At 68.8% G+C, this 15,779-nt stretch carries 14 protein-coding genes and 1 riboswitch; of the genes, 4 read left to right on the forward strand and 10 right to left on the reverse strand.

Annotated features, from left to right (window positions below):
- Nucleotides 1–135 precede the first annotated feature (135 nt).
- The 3 genes from ABIC50_RS07600 to ABIC50_RS07610 all read right to left on the reverse strand — a co-directional run bounded on the left by ABIC50_RS07600 (nucleotide 136) and on the right by ABIC50_RS07610 (nucleotide 3,143).
- Nucleotides 136–723, reverse strand: a complete 588-nt coding sequence (locus tag ABIC50_RS07600) for a phosphatase PAP2 family protein (RefSeq protein WP_175677231.1) — start codon at nucleotides 721–723, stop codon at nucleotides 136–138.
- Between the two features lie 81 nt (nucleotides 724–804).
- Nucleotides 805–2,121, reverse strand: coding sequence for an Nramp family divalent metal transporter (locus ABIC50_RS07605; RefSeq protein WP_354162746.1), 1,317 nt, complete (start codon nucleotides 2,119–2,121; stop codon nucleotides 805–807).
- A complete protein-coding gene (locus ABIC50_RS07610) occupies nucleotides 2,070–3,143 on the reverse strand; it encodes a helix-turn-helix domain-containing protein (protein WP_354162749.1) in 1,074 nt (357 codons plus the stop codon). The genes ABIC50_RS07605 and ABIC50_RS07610 overlap by 52 nt, the downstream gene beginning before the upstream one ends.
- 419 nt (nucleotides 3,144–3,562) lie before the next feature.
- Between ABIC50_RS07610 and ABIC50_RS07615 the strand changes: the two genes are divergently transcribed.
- Nucleotides 3,563–4,483 (forward strand): LysR family transcriptional regulator, encoded by a 921-nt coding sequence (locus ABIC50_RS07615; protein WP_354162752.1) that lies wholly within the window; start codon nucleotides 3,563–3,565, stop codon nucleotides 4,481–4,483.
- Between the two features lie 118 nt (nucleotides 4,484–4,601).
- Nucleotides 4,602–5,003: an OsmC family protein gene (locus ABIC50_RS07620; protein ID WP_354162755.1), complete on the forward strand. Its 402-nt coding sequence runs from the start codon at nucleotides 4,602–4,604 to the stop codon at nucleotides 5,001–5,003.
- A gap of 142 nt (nucleotides 5,004–5,145) precedes the next feature.
- On the opposite strand, the gene ABIC50_RS07625 is transcribed toward ABIC50_RS07620, so the two are convergent.
- Entirely contained in the window at nucleotides 5,146–6,027 is an 882-nt protein-coding gene (locus tag ABIC50_RS07625) for a Dyp-type peroxidase (protein ID WP_354162758.1), read from the reverse strand.
- 504 nt (nucleotides 6,028–6,531) lie between these two features.
- On the opposite strand from ABIC50_RS07625, the gene ABIC50_RS07630 reads away from it, so the two are divergent.
- Together ABIC50_RS07630 and ABIC50_RS07635 are read left to right on the forward strand one after the other, a co-directional pair.
- The gene (locus ABIC50_RS07630; protein ID WP_126226725.1) at nucleotides 6,532–8,394 is read left to right on the forward strand and encodes an ABC transporter ATP-binding protein; all 1,863 of its coding nucleotides are present in this window, start codon (nucleotides 6,532–6,534) and stop codon (nucleotides 8,392–8,394) included.
- A 220-nt stretch (nucleotides 8,395–8,614) separates the two neighbouring features.
- Nucleotides 8,615–9,328 carry a riboflavin synthase subunit alpha gene (locus tag ABIC50_RS07635; protein ID WP_354162761.1) on the forward strand — a complete coding sequence of 238 codons (714 nt, stop codon included), beginning with the start codon at nucleotides 8,615–8,617 and terminating at the stop codon, nucleotides 9,326–9,328.
- A gap of 18 nt (nucleotides 9,329–9,346) precedes the next feature.
- On the opposite strand, the gene ABIC50_RS07640 is transcribed toward ABIC50_RS07635, so the two are convergent.
- The 6 genes from ABIC50_RS07640 to ABIC50_RS07665 all read right to left on the reverse strand — a co-directional run bounded on the left by ABIC50_RS07640 (nucleotide 9,347) and on the right by ABIC50_RS07665 (nucleotide 15,751).
- Complete coding sequence (locus tag ABIC50_RS07640) at nucleotides 9,347–9,928, reverse strand: hypothetical protein (RefSeq protein WP_354162764.1); 582 nt, start codon at nucleotides 9,926–9,928, stop codon at nucleotides 9,347–9,349.
- Nucleotides 9,925–10,143 (reverse strand): hypothetical protein, encoded by a 219-nt coding sequence (locus tag ABIC50_RS07645; protein WP_354162766.1) that lies wholly within the window; start codon nucleotides 10,141–10,143, stop codon nucleotides 9,925–9,927. The genes ABIC50_RS07640 and ABIC50_RS07645 overlap by 4 nt, the downstream gene beginning before the upstream one ends.
- A gap of 88 nt (nucleotides 10,144–10,231) precedes the next feature.
- Complete coding sequence (locus ABIC50_RS07650; protein WP_354162769.1) at nucleotides 10,232–11,473, reverse strand: voltage-gated chloride channel family protein; 1,242 nt, start codon at nucleotides 11,471–11,473, stop codon at nucleotides 10,232–10,234.
- Nucleotides 11,474–11,552: 79 nt separating this feature from the next.
- Nucleotides 11,553–11,656: riboswitch (Fluoride riboswitch) on the reverse strand.
- A 59-nt stretch (nucleotides 11,657–11,715) separates the two neighbouring features.
- Nucleotides 11,716–12,735, reverse strand: a complete 1,020-nt coding sequence (locus ABIC50_RS07655; RefSeq protein ID WP_354162772.1) for a chemotaxis response regulator protein-glutamate methylesterase — start codon at nucleotides 12,733–12,735, stop codon at nucleotides 11,716–11,718.
- Nucleotides 12,732–15,041, reverse strand: a complete 2,310-nt coding sequence (locus tag ABIC50_RS07660; protein ID WP_354162775.1) for a hybrid sensor histidine kinase/response regulator — start codon at nucleotides 15,039–15,041, stop codon at nucleotides 12,732–12,734. Before ABIC50_RS07660 ends, ABIC50_RS07655 begins: the two co-directional genes overlap by 4 nt.
- Entirely contained in the window at nucleotides 15,038–15,751 is a 714-nt protein-coding gene (locus ABIC50_RS07665; protein ID WP_354162778.1) for a chemotaxis protein CheW, read from the reverse strand. The genes ABIC50_RS07660 and ABIC50_RS07665 overlap by 4 nt, the downstream gene beginning before the upstream one ends.
- Between the last annotated feature and the right edge of the window lie 28 nt (nucleotides 15,752–15,779).

The following is a 15,779-nucleotide window of genomic DNA, read 5'->3' on the forward strand; positions in this document are numbered from 1 at the left end:
CGATGCGACGAAGGCCGCACGCGGGGCGTTTATCGATGACAGGGAACGAGTGAAACAAGAAATAACGCGCGGGCAGCCGCCGGAGCGACGACCGCATCCGGCACCGAGGCATCGATGCCCCGAAACCACCCGCCGTCAGAACCCGTCGCCGGATGCGCGCATGAACGCGCAGACTTGCGGGGAATGCGTGTCGATCATCTGCTGGAACGGTGCGCGATTGCCGTACGCGATGCCGGACACGAGCAGCAGGCAGACGGCCGCGATGCGCGGCGAGGACGAGCGCTTGTGCGCGTGGGCGTACGCGCGCAGGAACACGAGCGCGACCAGCGCGCCGAGCAGCCAGCCGACGACGACTTCGGGAATCGTGTGCGAATGGTCGAACACGCGCGCGACGGCCGTCACCGCGCCGACGGCGAGACCGGCCGCCACGCCCGGCGCCTTGCCCGGACGAAACGCCTGCCACAGCATCGACAGCGCGACGGTCCACACGGACGTCGACAGCATCGTATGGCCGCTGATCACGCGGAAATCGAACTGCGGGATCTCGACCCCGCAGCCCGCATAGAGAATCTTGGTGGCCCCGACCAGGCTCATGCCGGCCGCGAGCAGCACGATCCAGCGCACCGCGAGCCGCCAGTTGGACAGCGCGAGCCAGACCGCGCACGTCAGCGCGACCGGCAGGGTCAGCGCGGCGTCGCCAAGGTTGCTGATTTCACTCCACATAACACACATCGAACCGCTAGCGAAAGGGGGCAGTTTAACGCAAGCGCGCGCCGCGCCTGTTTCTGCCTGTGACAGCCTGTATCAGCCGGCGACACCCGTAATCAGCAGCAGGTTCGTGCCGGTGATGACGACGAACAGTGCCCATGCGGCGAACTGCATCTTGCGGCCGATCGCATGCTCGCCCATCGTTTTGCGATCGCTGACCGACTGGATCAGCGGCCACATCGCGAACGGCAGTTGCAGGCTCAGCAGCACCTGGCTCCACACGAGCAGTTGCCCGACCGACCCTTCGCCGAGCCACAGCACACCGATCAGCGCGGGCACCAGCGCGAGCCCGCGCGTGATCAGCCGGCGCTGGTAGCACGGGATTTTCGTGTGCAGGAAGCCGTCCATGATCACCTGGCCCGCGATCGTGCCGGTCAGCGTCGAGCTCTGGCCGGACGCGAGCAGCGCGATGCCGAACAGCAGCGCGGCCGCGCCGCCCGCGATCGGCGTGATCAGCCGGTACGCCTGTTCGATGTCGGTGACGTCGTGCTGGCCGGTCGCATGGAACGCCGCGCCCGCGACGATCAGGATCGCCGCGTTGACGAGCATCGCGACGAACAGCGACACGCAAGTATCGATCCGCACCAGCGCGAGCGTGTCGCGAATCAGCCCGCGCGCGCCGCCGACGACATGGCGCGTCTGTACGACCGACGAATGCAGATACAGGTTGTGCGGCATGATCGTCGCGCCGATGATGCCGAGCGCGAGCACGATCGCGTCCTTGCTGTCGTGGCCGGGGTTGCCCGGCACGAGCCCCTTCGCGACCGCATGCCAGTCGGGCGGCGTGATCGCGACCTGCGCGACGAAGCAGAACGCCATCGTCGCGATCAGCCCGAGCACGATCGCCTCGATCTGCCGGACGCCCGTGCCTTGCAGCCCGAGCACGATCACCGTGTCGAGCGCGGTCAGCACGATCCCCCACGCGAGCGGCACGCCGAGCAGCAGCTTGAATGCGAGCGCGCAGCCGAGCACTTCGGCGATGTCGCACGCGATGATCGACACCTCGGCCGTCACCCACTGCACGACGCGGCCGAAGCGGCCGTAACGATCGTAGCTGGCCTGCGCGAGATCCTTTCCCGCGACGAGGCCGAGCCGCGCGGCGAGCATCTGCAGGAAGATCGCGGCGACGCTCGAGAACGCGACGACCCACAGCAGCGAATAGCCGAATTGCGAGCCGGCCTGGATGTCGGTGGCCCAGTTGCCGGGATCCATATAGCCGATCGCGACCAGCAGGCCCGGGCCGAAGAAGCGCTTGAGCTTCATCCAGCGCGACGCGCCGGCGTCGATCGTGATGCTGCCCTTTACTTCCGACGGGCAGAAGGGGGCGGTAGCGGTAGTGGGGAGCAAGGGCATGGAAACCGGGGATCGTGATCGCGACACGGTGATTTTACGGTCTTCCGCTCCGTTTTCCCGCGCGGCTCGACGCGCCCGCCCCGGTTCGCCCGCTCGCCATCAGTTTTCGCGGGCCGCGGCGCGGGCTGCGGGTCGGACTGCGGATCGGCCGCCCCGGCGCCGTTCGTCAGGATCCGCTCGCGCTCGGCGATGCGAAATTCGGTCGGCGACATGAGCAGACGCTGGCGAAACAGCTTCGCCAGACGCTCGCCGCTGCCGAAGCCCGTGCGCCGCGCGACCTTGTCGGCCGGCAGCGTCGTGTGGATCAGCATGTGGCACGCGCGCTCGAGCCGCACGTGCTGCACGAATTCGGTCGGCGTCACGCCGATTTCCTTCTTGAAGCGCCGCAGGAAATTGCGCTCGCTCATCGCGGCCGTCCGCGCGACTTCCGCGATCGAAATGCGGTTCGCGCTCTGCGCGCGCAACCGCTGCGCCGACATCCGGATCGACGGGCTCGCGCTCAGCTCGCGAAACGCCCACATCGACTGCGTATAGCGTTGTTCGACCGGCCGCATCAGGTTGCTGGCGATCTCCTGCGCGGCGCTGTCGCCGAGATCGGCGCGGAACATGTCGAGCACGGCCGCGAACACGTCGGCCTCGCCGCCCTGCGGTTCGATCGTGACCGCCGCGCCGCGGGTGCGATCCGTTCGCGATTGACCGGCGTCCGTCTGCCGCTGCGACGCCGCGAGCGTCGACAGGTCCATCGCATCGACGATCCAGCGCGCATGCCGATGAATGTCGGTCAGGCGGCGGCGCAACGCATCGCTCCAATTGACCGACGCGCGATCACCGTGAAGATGAAAGAACGCGCGCGCACGATGCCCGTGCTCGTCGCCGAGCGCATCGGCGGCGATCTGCACGCCGGACGATGACTGCAGCAATCCCCCGCTTTCGGATACGTACTTCAACTGGTAATCCGCACTGAGCGCATGCAGGCGATTCGCCAGGTTGAAGGCCTCGCCGAGACGCGCGGCCTGGGCCAAGGAAAACCCCGTACTCAAATAGACAACGACCCATCTCTGATCTGCTGCTTCCACTGACCAAGCCCCCGGACTGTTTCGACTTCTTGTATTACCGTCGAACTGTCAGGCTTATATTTGGTTTGGACACGTGCGACAGGACGGCTATCTCAAAATATGAAGCGACGGCATCTTAGCCGAAGGGGTCCTCTATTTGGCGCGAAATGGCCGACCGCGACAGCATGATGGCGGATTACTACAGGCTGTTGCCGAGCGCTGGTATAGCCGCGCGGAAATACGCATGAAAGGCGCACGCGCTGCGTTGCCGATCGTCGCGATATTCGCGGCAACGCCGGGTGCGAACGAACGCGCGCATGCCACATGCGTTCCGTTGTCCGCGTGTCAATTAGAATCGCTCAACGTCCACCACGCCGACTTCGTCCGTGCCCGCCGATCATCGTCTCGACCTGAACCTGTTCCGCGTGCTCGACGCCGTCTACGTGAACGGCGGCATCGGCGCGGCCGCCCGCGCTCTGCACCTGACGCAGCCGGCCGTCACGCATGCGCTCAACCGGCTGCGCGCGCATTTCGACGACCCGCTGTTCGTCCGCCAGGGCAACCGCGTCGTGCCGACCGAGCGCACGCGCGCGATCATCGCGGACGTGCAGCTTCACCTCGCCGGACTGCAGCGCACCGCGCGCGACCCATCGGCGTTCAACCCGGCGACGCTCGACCTGAGCATCGCGGTCGGCATTCGCGACGTGCTCGAATCGATCGCGCTGCCGCAGATCGTCGCCGCGTTCGCCGACGAAGCCCCCGGCCTGCGATTCGTGAGCCGCCGCGTCGCGGTGCACGACATCGAACGCGAACTCGCGTCGGGCAATCTCGATCTCGCCGTCGATCGGCGCGTGCAAACCGGCCCGCGCATCGCGACCGAACACCTGCTCGACGATTCGCTCGTCGTCGCGATGCGGCACGATCATCCGCTGACGAACGGCCCGCTGCGGCGCGCCGATTATTTCGCCGCGCGGCATATCGCGGTGTCGCCGCTCGGCGAACCGCAATCGCTTGACGTGCTGCTCGGCAACGACGGACGCTTCCGGCACATCCAGCTCGTGTGCCAGCATTATTTCGCCGCGTGCCAGATCGCGGCGGCGGGCGATCTGCTGCTGACGCTGCCGCGCTCGTATGCGCTGCGCATGGCGGCGTTGCTGCCGGTCGCCGTGCAGCCACTGCCGCTGCGGCTCAAACCGTTTCCTCTGCTCGCGTACTGGCACGAATCGCGCGAGGCCGACCGCGCGCATCATTGGGTGCGCGAACGCGTCGCCGCGCTCGTGCGCGGGACGGCCGGCGTCGCCGTCTGATCCCGTCGAGCGTCGTCGAAGCACGCTGCGCCCGCGGTTTTTGCCGGGACGGTATGCTGACGGCTCGTCCGCCGCGCATCGTCGCGGCCCCCTCTTTCCCGCTTACCGGAGACTTGCCATGCCGCTCATCCACGCTGCCGCCACCCTCGCCGCCGACGCGCCCGACTACGTCGTCCAGCTGCAGGCCGGCACGCATGCGCTCACCGGCGACGAAGCGCCGCGCGAAGGCGGCCAGGGCCTCGGGCCGGCGCCGTTCGAGTTCGTGCTCGCCGGTCTCGCGCAATGCACGGCCGCGACGCTGCGCATGTACATGCAGCGCAAGACGTGGCCGGCCGTGCGCATCGACGTGCACACTGAACTGCATGCCGATCGCGAAGGCCAGCAATACGTGCGCCGCACCGTCACGCTCGAGGGTCCGCTCGACGACGCGCAGCGCCAGCGTCTCGCGGGAATCTGCGAGAAGACGCCGGTGACGCTGTTCATCAAGCGCGGCACGCGCATCGAAACGACGCTGAACTGACGCGCGCCATGCCGGGCGTGCGGGTTGGGCGGGGTCGGACGGGATTTGCACCGCAGCGCCGCACGCGATCGACGCGCAACAAACAAAACGGGCGGGCCGCGCACGATGCGCGGCCCGCCCGTTTGCGGATATCGTCCGGCGCTTAAAGGCCGAGCGCGGACAAGTCCAGCTTGCCGTCCTTCACCGGCGGGCACCAGAAATACGCGCCCGTCAGCGGCCGCGTGAAGCGGAACAGGCCGTCGACGATGCCGTCATCCGCGCCGCTCATCCGGCGCATCTGCACGTCGAACGCGCGGAACGAACAACCGAACGCGACGAAGTAGAGCCCGGCGCGACGCGCATCGGACCACGGCGACGAACGGCGCAGCATGAACGCCTCCGGCTCGAAGCTCTCCTGCGCGGTGCGCTTCACGTGCGCGAACTCGGGTGCGTCGTCGAGTTCCTCGTTGTCCGAGCGGCGGCGCCCGATGATGTGGTCCATGTCGCCCGACGCGATGCGCTCCATCTGGTCGAAGTCGTGCAGCCATTGCTGAACCGCGACGAAGCTCGAGCCGTCGAGCCCGGCGCCCTGCCCGGTGACGATCGCCGCGGCGAGCGCGTCGTCGCCGGTCGGGTTCTCGGTGCCGTCCTCGTAACCCGACAGGTCGCGATCGTTCGAATAGCGGAACCCGTCGACCGCGTCCTGCAGCGCGAATGCCGGCGCCAGCGCCCGCTCGATCGCCCGCGTGCGCAGCACGAGATCGCCGCGATCGTCGCCGCGCAGCCAGACCCATACGTCGGCCGGCGTGATCGGCAGCGTGCGGTCGTTCACCGCGAATGCCGGGTATTCGGTCAGGCCCGGAACCGGGCGCCCGAGGTGCGCGGCCAGCGCATGCCCGAAGCCGGCGACCGTGCCGCGCCCGTCGACGAGCTCGCGCAACGCCCTCAGCGCCGCTGCCACATTGGCGTTGTTCGAAATCGTGAAAGTGAGGTATCGGGCCGCCGTGTCGATCGGAGCCAGGATGCCTTGCTGAACGTCGCTCATCGTTTCCTCAGGAATGGTTCGGGGTGAATCCGCGGGGCCGCAGCGGCCGGCGCGCAACCGCGAAGTGTAATCGATGCGGCGCGCCGGGCTTTTTGCCGTGCGGCAGCGCCCCGCGGAACCTGCGCGGGGAAAAGGGCCGAAACGGCCCATACACTAACGGGCCGACCGTATCGACGCTGCAACGCCGCATTCGTCAGACGTTGCGGCGAGTCCCGCACTGCTGATAAACTCCCTACACGTCTTTTCGACGCCCTTTCAATCGTTCACTTCAGGGAGGTGCAGATGTTCCGAATGCCAGCAGCCTTCCCGAACGTGGTCTCGCGACGCGGCTGATCCAGCCCGTCGTCCGCGCCGGCTCCCGGGTTCTCCGCTGACCCGCCGGCCCGCGCACTTTCCCGACAGCCCGTTTCATTGCGCCCGCGTCGTTCGCGCGGCCCGGCTGTTGCGTTTTCGACGTTCTCCGAACCGGAAAGTCCCGTCGCGCGATGCGCCGGGCAACGATATATGACCAGAAAAACCACCCATCTGGGCGGCCAGGCGTTCCAGGCCGTCTTCGGCTTCACTTTCCGCTACTGGCGCAAGCAGCCGGTACGCATCGCGACGATCACCACACTCGCGCTGCTCGGTGCGCTCGCCGACGTGCTCACACCGCTGTTCGCCGGGCGCCTCGTCGATGCGCTGTCGACCGGCCTGACCGAGCGCGCCGCCGCATGGCATTCGGCCCTCGTCGCGTTCGGCACGCTGGCCGCGCTCGGCATCGCCGCGACGCTGCTGCGGCAAGGCGTCTACCTGAACATCATCACGCTCACGCTGAAGATGATGAGCGAGATCGCCGCAGCATCGTTCCATCGCGTGCAGCGCTTCTCGACCGACTGGCACGCGAACAGCTTCGCGGGCTCGACCGTGCGCAAGATCACGCGCGGGATCTGGGCGCTCGACCTGCTGAACGACACGGTGTTGATCGCGCTGCTGCCGTCGGTCACGATGCTCGTCGGCGCGACCGTGCTGCTCGGCACGCACTGGCCGGTGATGGGGTTCGTCGTCGGCGCGGGTTCGCTGCTGTACATCTCGGTGACGGTCGCCGTGTCGCTCGGCATCGTCGCGCCGGCCGCGCGGCTCGGCAACATGTGGGACACGCGCATGGGCGGCGCACTCGCGGACGCGGTGAGCTGCAACGCGGTCGTCAAGGCGTTCGGCGCGGAAACGCGCGAGGAAGCGCGGCTCGCGCGCGTGATCGGCAAATGGCGTCAGCGCACGCGCCGCACGTGGGTGCGCGGCACGCTGAACGGCGGCCTGCAGGGTGCGATGCTCGTCGCGATGCAGGCGGCGATGATCGGCGTCGCGCTGCGGCTGTGGGCGAACGACGAAGCGAGCGTCGGCGACATCGCGTTCTCGCTGACGATGTTCTTCATGCTGCAGGGCTACCTGCGCGACGTCGGCATGCATATCCGCAACCTGCAGCGCTCGGTCAACGACATGGAAGAGCTCGTCGCGCTCGAGCGCCAGCCGCTCGGCATCGACGATCGTCCCGGCGCGCCGGCCATCCGGATCGGGCAAGGCGAGATCCGCTTCGAGCACGTGACGTTCCGCTACGGCAATCATCCGGTCCCGCTGTACGACGACTTCTCGATGCGCATCGCGCCCGGCGAGCGCGTGGGCCTCGTCGGTCATTCCGGGTCGGGCAAGACGACGTTCATCAAGCTGATCCAGCGCCTGTACGACGTGTCGGGCGGCCGCATCACGATCGACGGCCAGGACATCGCGCAGGTGCGGCAGGATTCGCTGCGCAGCCAGATCGCGATCGTCCAGCAGGAGCCCGTGCTGTTCCACCGCACGCTGGCGGAGAACATCGCGTATGCGCGCCCCGACGCGAGCCGCGCGGAGATCGAGCGCGCCGCGCGTCTGGCCAGCGCGCACGACTTCATCGTCGCGCTGCCGGACGGCTATGACACGCTCGTCGGCGAGCGCGGGATCAAGCTGTCGGGCGGCGAACGCCAGCGCGTCGCGATCGCGCGTGCGTTCCTCGCGGATGCGCCGATCCTGATCCTCGACGAAGCGACGTCGAGCCTCGACAGCGAAAGCGAGCTGCTGATCCAGCAGGCGATGGAGCGGCTGATGGTCGGCCGCACGACGCTCGTCGTCGCGCACCGGCTGTCGACGGTGCGCTCGCTCGACCGGCTGCTCGTGCTCGATCGCGGCAAGGTGATCGAGGAAGGCAGCCACGATGCGCTGATCCGCATCGACGGCGGCACGTATCGCCGGTTGTTCGAGCGGCAGGCGCTGGAGCTGGCGAAAGGGCTCGCCGATTCGCCGCGGCGCCTCGCGGATCGCGATGCCGGGCCGCTAGGGGAGCCGGCGAAGGTGTGACGCAAGCGCGTCGCGACGCGACGCAATGCGGCCCGGCCCGGCGGCGCGGTCATCGCCGCCGGGCCGGGTCGGCGCAGATCCGGATCGAGGCCGTGCCGCGCGCACGGCCTTTTTTACGTCCACCGCACGTGCCCGCCGGCGCCGAACCGTGCGCCGCGGCGTGCTCGCCGCCGGGATCACTTATCATGTCGGCCAGCCAATTTGCGACAAGGGATCGATCATGTTTACAGGCATTGTTCAGGGCGTGGCGACCATCGGCGCCATCAAGGATTACGGCGAACTGAGAACGTTCAGCATCGAATTCCCCGAGCGCTTCACCGACGATATCGAGATCGGCGCGAGCGTGTCGGTCGACGGCGTCTGCCTGACGGTCACGACCATCCACTCGCCGGTGCTGATCGACTTCGACGTGATGTTGCCGAGCCTGCGAATCACCACGCTGGCCGATCTGACGACCGGCGCCCGCGTCAACGTCGAGCGGGCCGCGAAGGACGGCGCGGAAATCGGCGGACATCCGCTGTCCGGTCACGTCGACTTCATGGGGACCATCCTGCACATCGCGTCTTCCGAACATAACCGGATGATCCGCATCGGCGTGCCGGCCGATTTCAGACGCTACGTGTTCGCGAAGGGCTATATCACGATCAACGGCTGCAGCCTGACCGTGTCGGACGTCAATCGCGACGAAGGCTGGTTCGAAGTCTGGCTGATTCCCGAAACGCGCCGCGCGACCACGTTCGATGCGAAGGGCATGAACGACAAGGTCAATATCGAGATCGAGCGCAGCACCCAGGTCGTCGTGGATACGATCCGGGAATCGGTCAAGGAAACGCTGGGCGAATTGAACGGCGTCGTCACCGCGCTGCTGGCGGAAAAAGGCATCGATATCGAGGAACTGCTGGCGCGCAATGTCGCGCGCCTGCCGAAGCAGTAACGTGTGATTACCCGCGTGCTAGGTGATCCGCTGGATCACCGAGTACCGGCTCCCGTCGAAAAACACCTCGACCCACGGTTCCGACTCCTCGAACGTCCAGAGGACGAGTTCGAGATCGACCGGCTCGTCCCCGTCGTCGGGCCACGGCATGTTCCACCCGCCCGCGACGGCCACCACGCCGCCCGTGTAGAGCGGGCATTGCGCGATCCACTCGCGCGCGTAGTCGTGCGCGGCCGTGCCCTTGAAGTTGTCGTTGAATCCCCAGTCGCGCTGCCAGCCATGCGCGTCGAGGTAGGCGCCGATCGCGGCTGAGCCTAAGCGGAACACTGCATCGACCGGCGGCAGCGACATCGCGTCGGATCGGCACAGCGGGCGGTCTGAACGGACGGGTTGCGTAGTAGTTTCCACGTGGCCTGACGCGCCGCTATCGTCGAGATGCACGTTCAGCCACATGCCGTCACGCTCGATGGAGATGCACAACGCGCCGGCGTCGACCCCGTGCCAGTAGCCGGTGACGGGTTCGCCGTCGTCCGCGAAGCGGTATTGACGGGATGGCCTGGCGAGGCGCCGCGCTTCGATCAGAAAGTCTTCCAGCGTCATTGAATGTCGTTCTCCTCGCTTCTTGGGCCGCAGATACCGCATGGGCGCGTCGGGCGATCGACCACGCCCGGATACGGACCGTGTCCACCCGATGGCATCGACGCCACGATAAAGCGTTCGATGTCGGCCGCCACGTGTTCGGGTGGGCCGTCGCTCGCAAACCGCTTGCAGTTCAGGCGCATGAACGCGGGGAACCGATCGCGGATCTTGCGCATCTCGTCGCCTTCATTCGCATTCAGATACGGCCGGGACATGCATCGCGCTCCCGCAGCAGCCGCGACGAATCTGCCTTCCGCGCCCGCATCACTCCACCTCCACCTGCGCGCCCTTCCCCACCGCCACCCGCTGCGACCGATAAATCCCCGCGTGCCCGGAAAACAGATAGGCGACCACGCAGGCCACGATCGCATACACGCCGACATCCGCGCCGAACAGTTCGATCGCCATGATCGTGGACGCGATCGGCGTGTTGGCCGCCCCCGCGAACACCGCGACGAAGCCGAGCCCCGCGAGCACCGGCACCGGTAGCGCCAGCACCTGCCCGAGCGCATTGCCGAGCGTCGCGCCGATGTAGAACAGAGGCGTCACTTCGCCGCCCTTGAATCCCGAGGCGAGCGTGACGACGGTGAACGCGAACTTGCCCGCGAAATCGTAAGCCGGCAGCGGCCCGTGAAACGCGGCCTCGATCGTCGGAATCCCGAGACCGAGATACTGCGGCACATTCAGCACGGTGGCCGCCACGGCCACGATCGCGCCGCCGAGCACCGGTTGCAGCGGCGCATGGCGGACGACGCGCCGGAACCACGCGGTCAGCGCATGCGTGGCGAACGCGAACAGCCGGCCGACGACGCCGAACGCGACACCCGCGACGACCGTCGCGGCCAGCCCCGTCGCCGAGACAGCCGGCACGAACGGAATCGCGTAGACGGTGTGATGCACGCCCCACGCGCGGCACACGACATCCGCAACGATCGCGGACGCGACGCAAGTCAGCAGCGCGTCGTACCGGACGCGGCCGATCGCGAGCACCTCGAGCCCGAACACGGCGCCCGCGAGCGGCGTACCGAACACCGACGAGAACCCGGCCGCGATGCCGCCCATCAGCAGCACGCGCCGATGCTCGCGATCGAGCCGGAACAGGTGCGTGATGCGATCGGCGAGCGCGCCGCCCATCTGCACGGCCGTCCCTTCGCGGCCGGCCGAGCCGCCGAACAGGTGCGTGACGACAGTCGCGACGAGCACGAGCGGCGCCATCCGCTTCGGCACGAGCGCCTTCGGGTCGTGAATCTCGTCGATCAGCAGGTTGTTGCCGCGCGCGACCGACTGGCCGAACCGGTGGTAGACCCAGCCGGTCGCGAAGCCGGCGGCCGGCAGCCCCCACAACAGCCACGGATGCGCGACGCGCGTGCCGGTCGCCCAGTCGAGCGCAAGCAGGAACAACGCGGAAGCCGTGCCGGCCAGCGCGCCGAGCAAGGCCGAGAGCGCGAGCCAGCGGCACACGTAGCGCACGGTCGCGAAAAAATCGGCAGAAGTCGAGAAAAACATGATTTCCAGATTCGACAGGACATCAAAACCTGGGCGGCAGAATACCGCATGGACGGCCTGCGACCTCCTGACGACCCAGGAACACGCAGGCATCATCAGCCGGGCAAACCGGCGGTTGAGGGCCGAACCGCACGCGAGGCGCCGGGATCGACCGCAGGGAGGCATGCCATCTCCGCTGGCGGCGATTGTACGCGACGCCGCACATCGCACGCAACGCGGCCCGGCCGGGCCGCCGCGCACCGTCAGTCGAGCGGCACGCGCGTCACGCGCGAAATCAGCTGCGGCGCGATCCGGTCGAGCGGCAGGATCGCGGACGCCGCGCCGATCGCCGCGGCCGCCTTCGGCATCCCGTAGACGGCGCTCGTCGCCTCGTCCTGCGCGATCGTGTAGCAACCCTTCGCGCGCATCGCCTTCAGCCCCAGCGCGCCGTCGCGCCCCATGCCGGTCAGCAGCACGCCGAGCGCGTCGCCCTGCCAGCCGTCGGCGACGCTGTTGAAGAACACGTCGATCGATGGCCGGTACGGCGTCTCGGCCGGATGCCGCGTATAGCCGAGCACGCCGCGCGGCGACAGGCACAGGTGGTCGTTCGACGCCGCGAGCAGCACCTCGCCCGCCTGCGGCACGCTGCCCGGCCGCGCGACGCGCACGGGCAGCCGCGTATAGCCGTCGAGCCACTCCGCCATGCCGAGCGCGAACGCCTGGTCGACATGCTGCACGATCACGAGCGCGGCCGGAAAATCGGCCGGCAGCGCGCGCAGCAGCGCGGTGAGCGCGGTCGGGCCACCCGCCGACGCGCCGATCGCGATCAGCGTCGGCTGGCCGCGCGCGGGCGCCGGCACGGGCGGCACGAGCGTCGCGGTCCGGCTTTCGAGCAGCCGGCCGATCTGGTCGATCTTCGCGAGCAGCGGCTGCGGCGCGGCATCCGACGGCAGGCCAAGCGCGAGCGTCGGCGTGTCGACCGCGTCGAGCGCGCCGGCGCCCATCGCCTCGTAGACCGACGACGTGTTCGCGCTGACGCTCGCGGTCACGATCAGGATCGCGCACGGCGCGCGCGCCATGATCTGCCGCGTCGCGGCCACGCCGTCGAGCTTCGGCATCACGAGGTCCATCAGCACGAGGTCGGGCGGATGCGCGACGCAGAAATCCACCGCCTCGTCGCCGTCGGTGGCCACCCACAGCACGCGGTGATCGCTGCGCCGCGCGATCACGTGGCGCAGCGCCTCGACGGCAAGCGGCAGATCGTTGACGATGCCGATGTTCATCCGCGTGCCCCGCCGATCAGGTCGTGCACCGCATCGAGCAGCGCCTCGTCGTGGAAACTGCTCTTCGCGAGATAGTAGTCGGCGCCGGCATCGAGCCCGCGCCGGCGATCCTCGTCGCGATCCTTGTACGACACGATCATCACGGGCACCCGCTTGAGCGCCGGATCGCTCCGGATCAGCGTGACGAGCTCGATCCCGTCCATGCGCGGCATGTCGACGTCGGTGACGACCAGGTCGAACGCATCGCTGCGCACCGCGTTCCAGCCGTCCATCCCGTCGACCGCGACGGTCACGTCGTAGCCGCGCTTTTCCAGCAGCTTGCGTTCGAGCTCGCGCACCGTCAGCGAATCGTCGACGACGAGCACGCGGCGGCGCCGGTCGGCCCGCGCGAGCTGCGGATCGCGCGTGAGTTTCGCGAGCTGGCCGCCGCGCACGAGCTTGTCGACGGAGCGGATCAGGTCCTCGACATCGACGATCAGCACCGGATCGCCGTTCTCGAGCAACGCGCCGGCCGCGATGTTCTGGATCTTCTGCAGGCGGCTGTCGAGCGGCTGCACGACGAGCATCCGTTCGCCGAGGAAGCGGTCGACGGCGACGCCGTACAGCTCGGGCTCGCCGCCGACGACCACGACCGCCGTGCTCGTGCGCGTGACGGCGGGCTCGCCCGCATCGAGCAGCTGATGCGCGCCGACGAGGCCCGCACGCCGGCCGTCGAACGGAAAATGCGGCTGCCCTTCGAGCACGTCGATGTCGTCGTGCGACAGTTCGAGCGTGCGGCGCACGTGCGCGAGCGGGAACGCGTACGGCTCGCCGCCGACCTCGACCAGCAGGCTGCGGATCACCGACAGCGTGAGCGGCAGCTGCAGCACGAAGCGCATGCCCGCGCCGGGCTCGTTGAAGATGCGCACCGCGCCGCGCACGCCGCGCACCATCTCCTGCACCGCATCGAGGCCGACGCCGCGCCCCGACACGTCGGTCACCGCATCGCGCATCGAGAAGCCCGGCAGCAGCAGGAATTCGAGCAGTTCCGGGTCGGACAGCCGCGCGGCCGTCTCGTCGTCGGTCAGGCGCTGGCGCACGACCGCCGCGCGCAGCGCGTCCATGTCGACGCCCGGCCCGTCGTCGATCACGCTGACGAGCAGCGAGCCGGCGCTGTGGCGCGCTTCGAGCGTCACGCTCGCCTCGGCCGGCTTGCCGCGCGCGCGACGCGCATCGGGCGAGTCGACGCCGTGATCGATCGCGTTGCGCAGCAGGTGGCCGAGCGGCGCGTCGAGCAGGTCGAGGATGTCGCGGTCGACCTGCGTGCCTTCGCCGACGATCGAGAAGCGCACCTGCTTGCCGAGCGAGCGCGCGAGATCGCGGACGATGCGCGGATACGCGCGCGTCGCGTCGCCGAACGGGCGCATCCGGCATTGAAGCGCCTCGTCGTACAGTTGCTCGGCGATGTGCGTGCTGCGGCGCTCGAAGCGGTCGAATTCTTCCATGCGCTCGGCGAGCGAACGCTGCACGTCGTTGAGCATGTGCCGCACTTCGTTGACCGACGCGAGCACGCCCGCATCGAGTTCGTCGGCGAACCGTTCGTACAACAGATCGAGCGAGCGGGCCGCGTCGCGCTGCGCGCGCTTCACGCGCAGCATCGATTCCGCGAACGGCTTGAGCCAGCGCGATTCGACGAGCGACTCGCCGGACAGGCTCAGCAGCCGGTTCAGCGTATCGGCCCGCACGCGGCGCATCGCGCCCGCGCCGGCCGCGCGTCCCGCCGGGACCGGATCAGGCACGGCCGCCGACAGGGCGAGCGGCGGCACCGCGGCACCGGCTCCCACGGGTTCGTTCGCGGCGCCGTCGTGATCGCGAAACGGCACGCTGGACGGCGGCGCCGGCGGCGGCGAGAAAGCCGGTGCCGGCATCGCGTGCGCGCCGTCGGCGCCCGTGAGCGCCAGCGCGAACGCGTCGATCTCCGCCGACGATACGGGCGGCGCCTGCGGATCGGCGACGCGCACCAGCAGGTCGACGCCGGCGAGCAGCACGTCGACATGCGTGGCCGTCAGTGCGATGGTGCCGGCCTGCGCGGCGACGAAGCATTCTTCCATCCGCCCCGCGATCTCGACGCCGAGCGGCACGCCGACGATGCGCGCGGCGCCCTTCAGCGAGTGCGCGGCGCGCATGCACGCCTCGAGCGCGACGGAATCGGGCTCGCCCGATTCGAGCGCGAGCAGGCGTTCCGACAGCGCCTGGGTTTGCGTGCGCGTCTCCTCGCGATACAGCTCGAGCAGCGACAGGTGGCTCAGATCGTCATCGCCGCTCATCGCATGCTCCGTGTGACGGCGTCGAACAGCCGATCGTCGTCGAGCAGGCCCACCGACTTGCCGCGCCACGACAGCACGCCGCGCGACAGGCCGGCGCTCGCGCGCCCGACCGTCGCCGGCACGGGCACCCATTCGGATGCGCCGAAGCACAGCACGCCCTCGACTTCGTCGACCGGAAACACCACGGGCTCGCCCTGGTGCGCGGCGACCAGCAGTCGTGTGAAGCGGCCGTCGTCGCCGCTGCTGCCGCCGCTCCCGCCGTTGCCCGCCTCGAGGCCGAGCAGCGCGCCGATCGAGATCGCGATGCGCAGCGTGCCGCGAATGTTGACCACGCCGCGCACGGCCGAATGACGGCGATACGGCAGCGAATGGATCCGGCGCGTGCCGGCGATCTCGCGCAGCACGCCGATCGGCAGCGCGAGCCATTCGTCGGCGACGCGAAACGCCAGCGCCGCCTGGCGCGTATCGTCGGCGCCGTGCGCGCCGGTCGCGTCGAACGCGCTGATCCGCCGCGTGGCGTCGGCCATCTCGGCCGCGCCGAGCGGGCGCTCAAGCAGTTTCGCCGCGTGATACGCGTACACCGGGCAGTTCAGGCAGCGCAGGCAGTCGGCCAGCCGCTCGCACGAGCGGTCGCCGCGCGTGCCGATCCGGTTCCAGCAATCGTCGACGCCGATCGTCGTGTCGTCAGTGGCAACGGCGTCGCGGTTCATTCTTTCCTCGGTCATCCCGATGTCGGCT

Source organism: Burkholderia sp. 567 (assembly GCF_040545115.1).
Taxonomy (GTDB): Bacteria; Pseudomonadota; Gammaproteobacteria; order Burkholderiales; family Burkholderiaceae; genus Burkholderia; species Burkholderia ambifaria.

Coding starts and splice junctions, on each gene's coding strand:
- ABIC50_RS07630 (WP_126226725.1), top strand. CDS start 6,532: ATGACCAGAAAAACCACCCATCTGGGCGGCCAGGCGTTCCAGGCCGTC.
- ABIC50_RS07625 (WP_354162758.1), bottom strand. CDS start 6,027: ATGAGCGACGTTCAGCAAGGCATCCTGGCTCCGATCGACACGGCGGCC.
- ABIC50_RS07665 (WP_354162778.1), bottom strand. CDS start 15,751: ATGAACCGCGACGCCGTTGCCACTGACGACACGACGATCGGCGTCGAC.
- ABIC50_RS07650 (WP_354162769.1), bottom strand. CDS start 11,473: ATGTTTTTCTCGACTTCTGCCGATTTTTTCGCGACCGTGCGCTACGTG.
- ABIC50_RS07655 (WP_354162772.1), bottom strand. CDS start 12,735: ATGAACATCGGCATCGTCAACGATCTGCCGCTTGCCGTCGAGGCGCTG.
- ABIC50_RS07660 (WP_354162775.1), bottom strand. CDS start 15,041: ATGAGCGGCGATGACGATCTGAGCCACCTGTCGCTGCTCGAGCTGTAT.
- ABIC50_RS07600 (WP_175677231.1), bottom strand. CDS start 723: ATGTGGAGTGAAATCAGCAACCTTGGCGACGCCGCGCTGACCCTGCCG.
- ABIC50_RS07605 (WP_354162746.1), bottom strand. CDS start 2,121: ATGCCCTTGCTCCCCACTACCGCTACCGCCCCCTTCTGCCCGTCGGAA.
- ABIC50_RS07635 (WP_354162761.1), top strand. CDS start 8,615: ATGTTTACAGGCATTGTTCAGGGCGTGGCGACCATCGGCGCCATCAAG.
- ABIC50_RS07640 (WP_354162764.1), bottom strand. CDS start 9,928: ATGACGCTGGAAGACTTTCTGATCGAAGCGCGGCGCCTCGCCAGGCCA.
- ABIC50_RS07620 (WP_354162755.1), top strand. CDS start 4,602: ATGCCGCTCATCCACGCTGCCGCCACCCTCGCCGCCGACGCGCCCGAC.
- ABIC50_RS07645 (WP_354162766.1), bottom strand. CDS start 10,143: ATGCGCAAGATCCGCGATCGGTTCCCCGCGTTCATGCGCCTGAACTGC.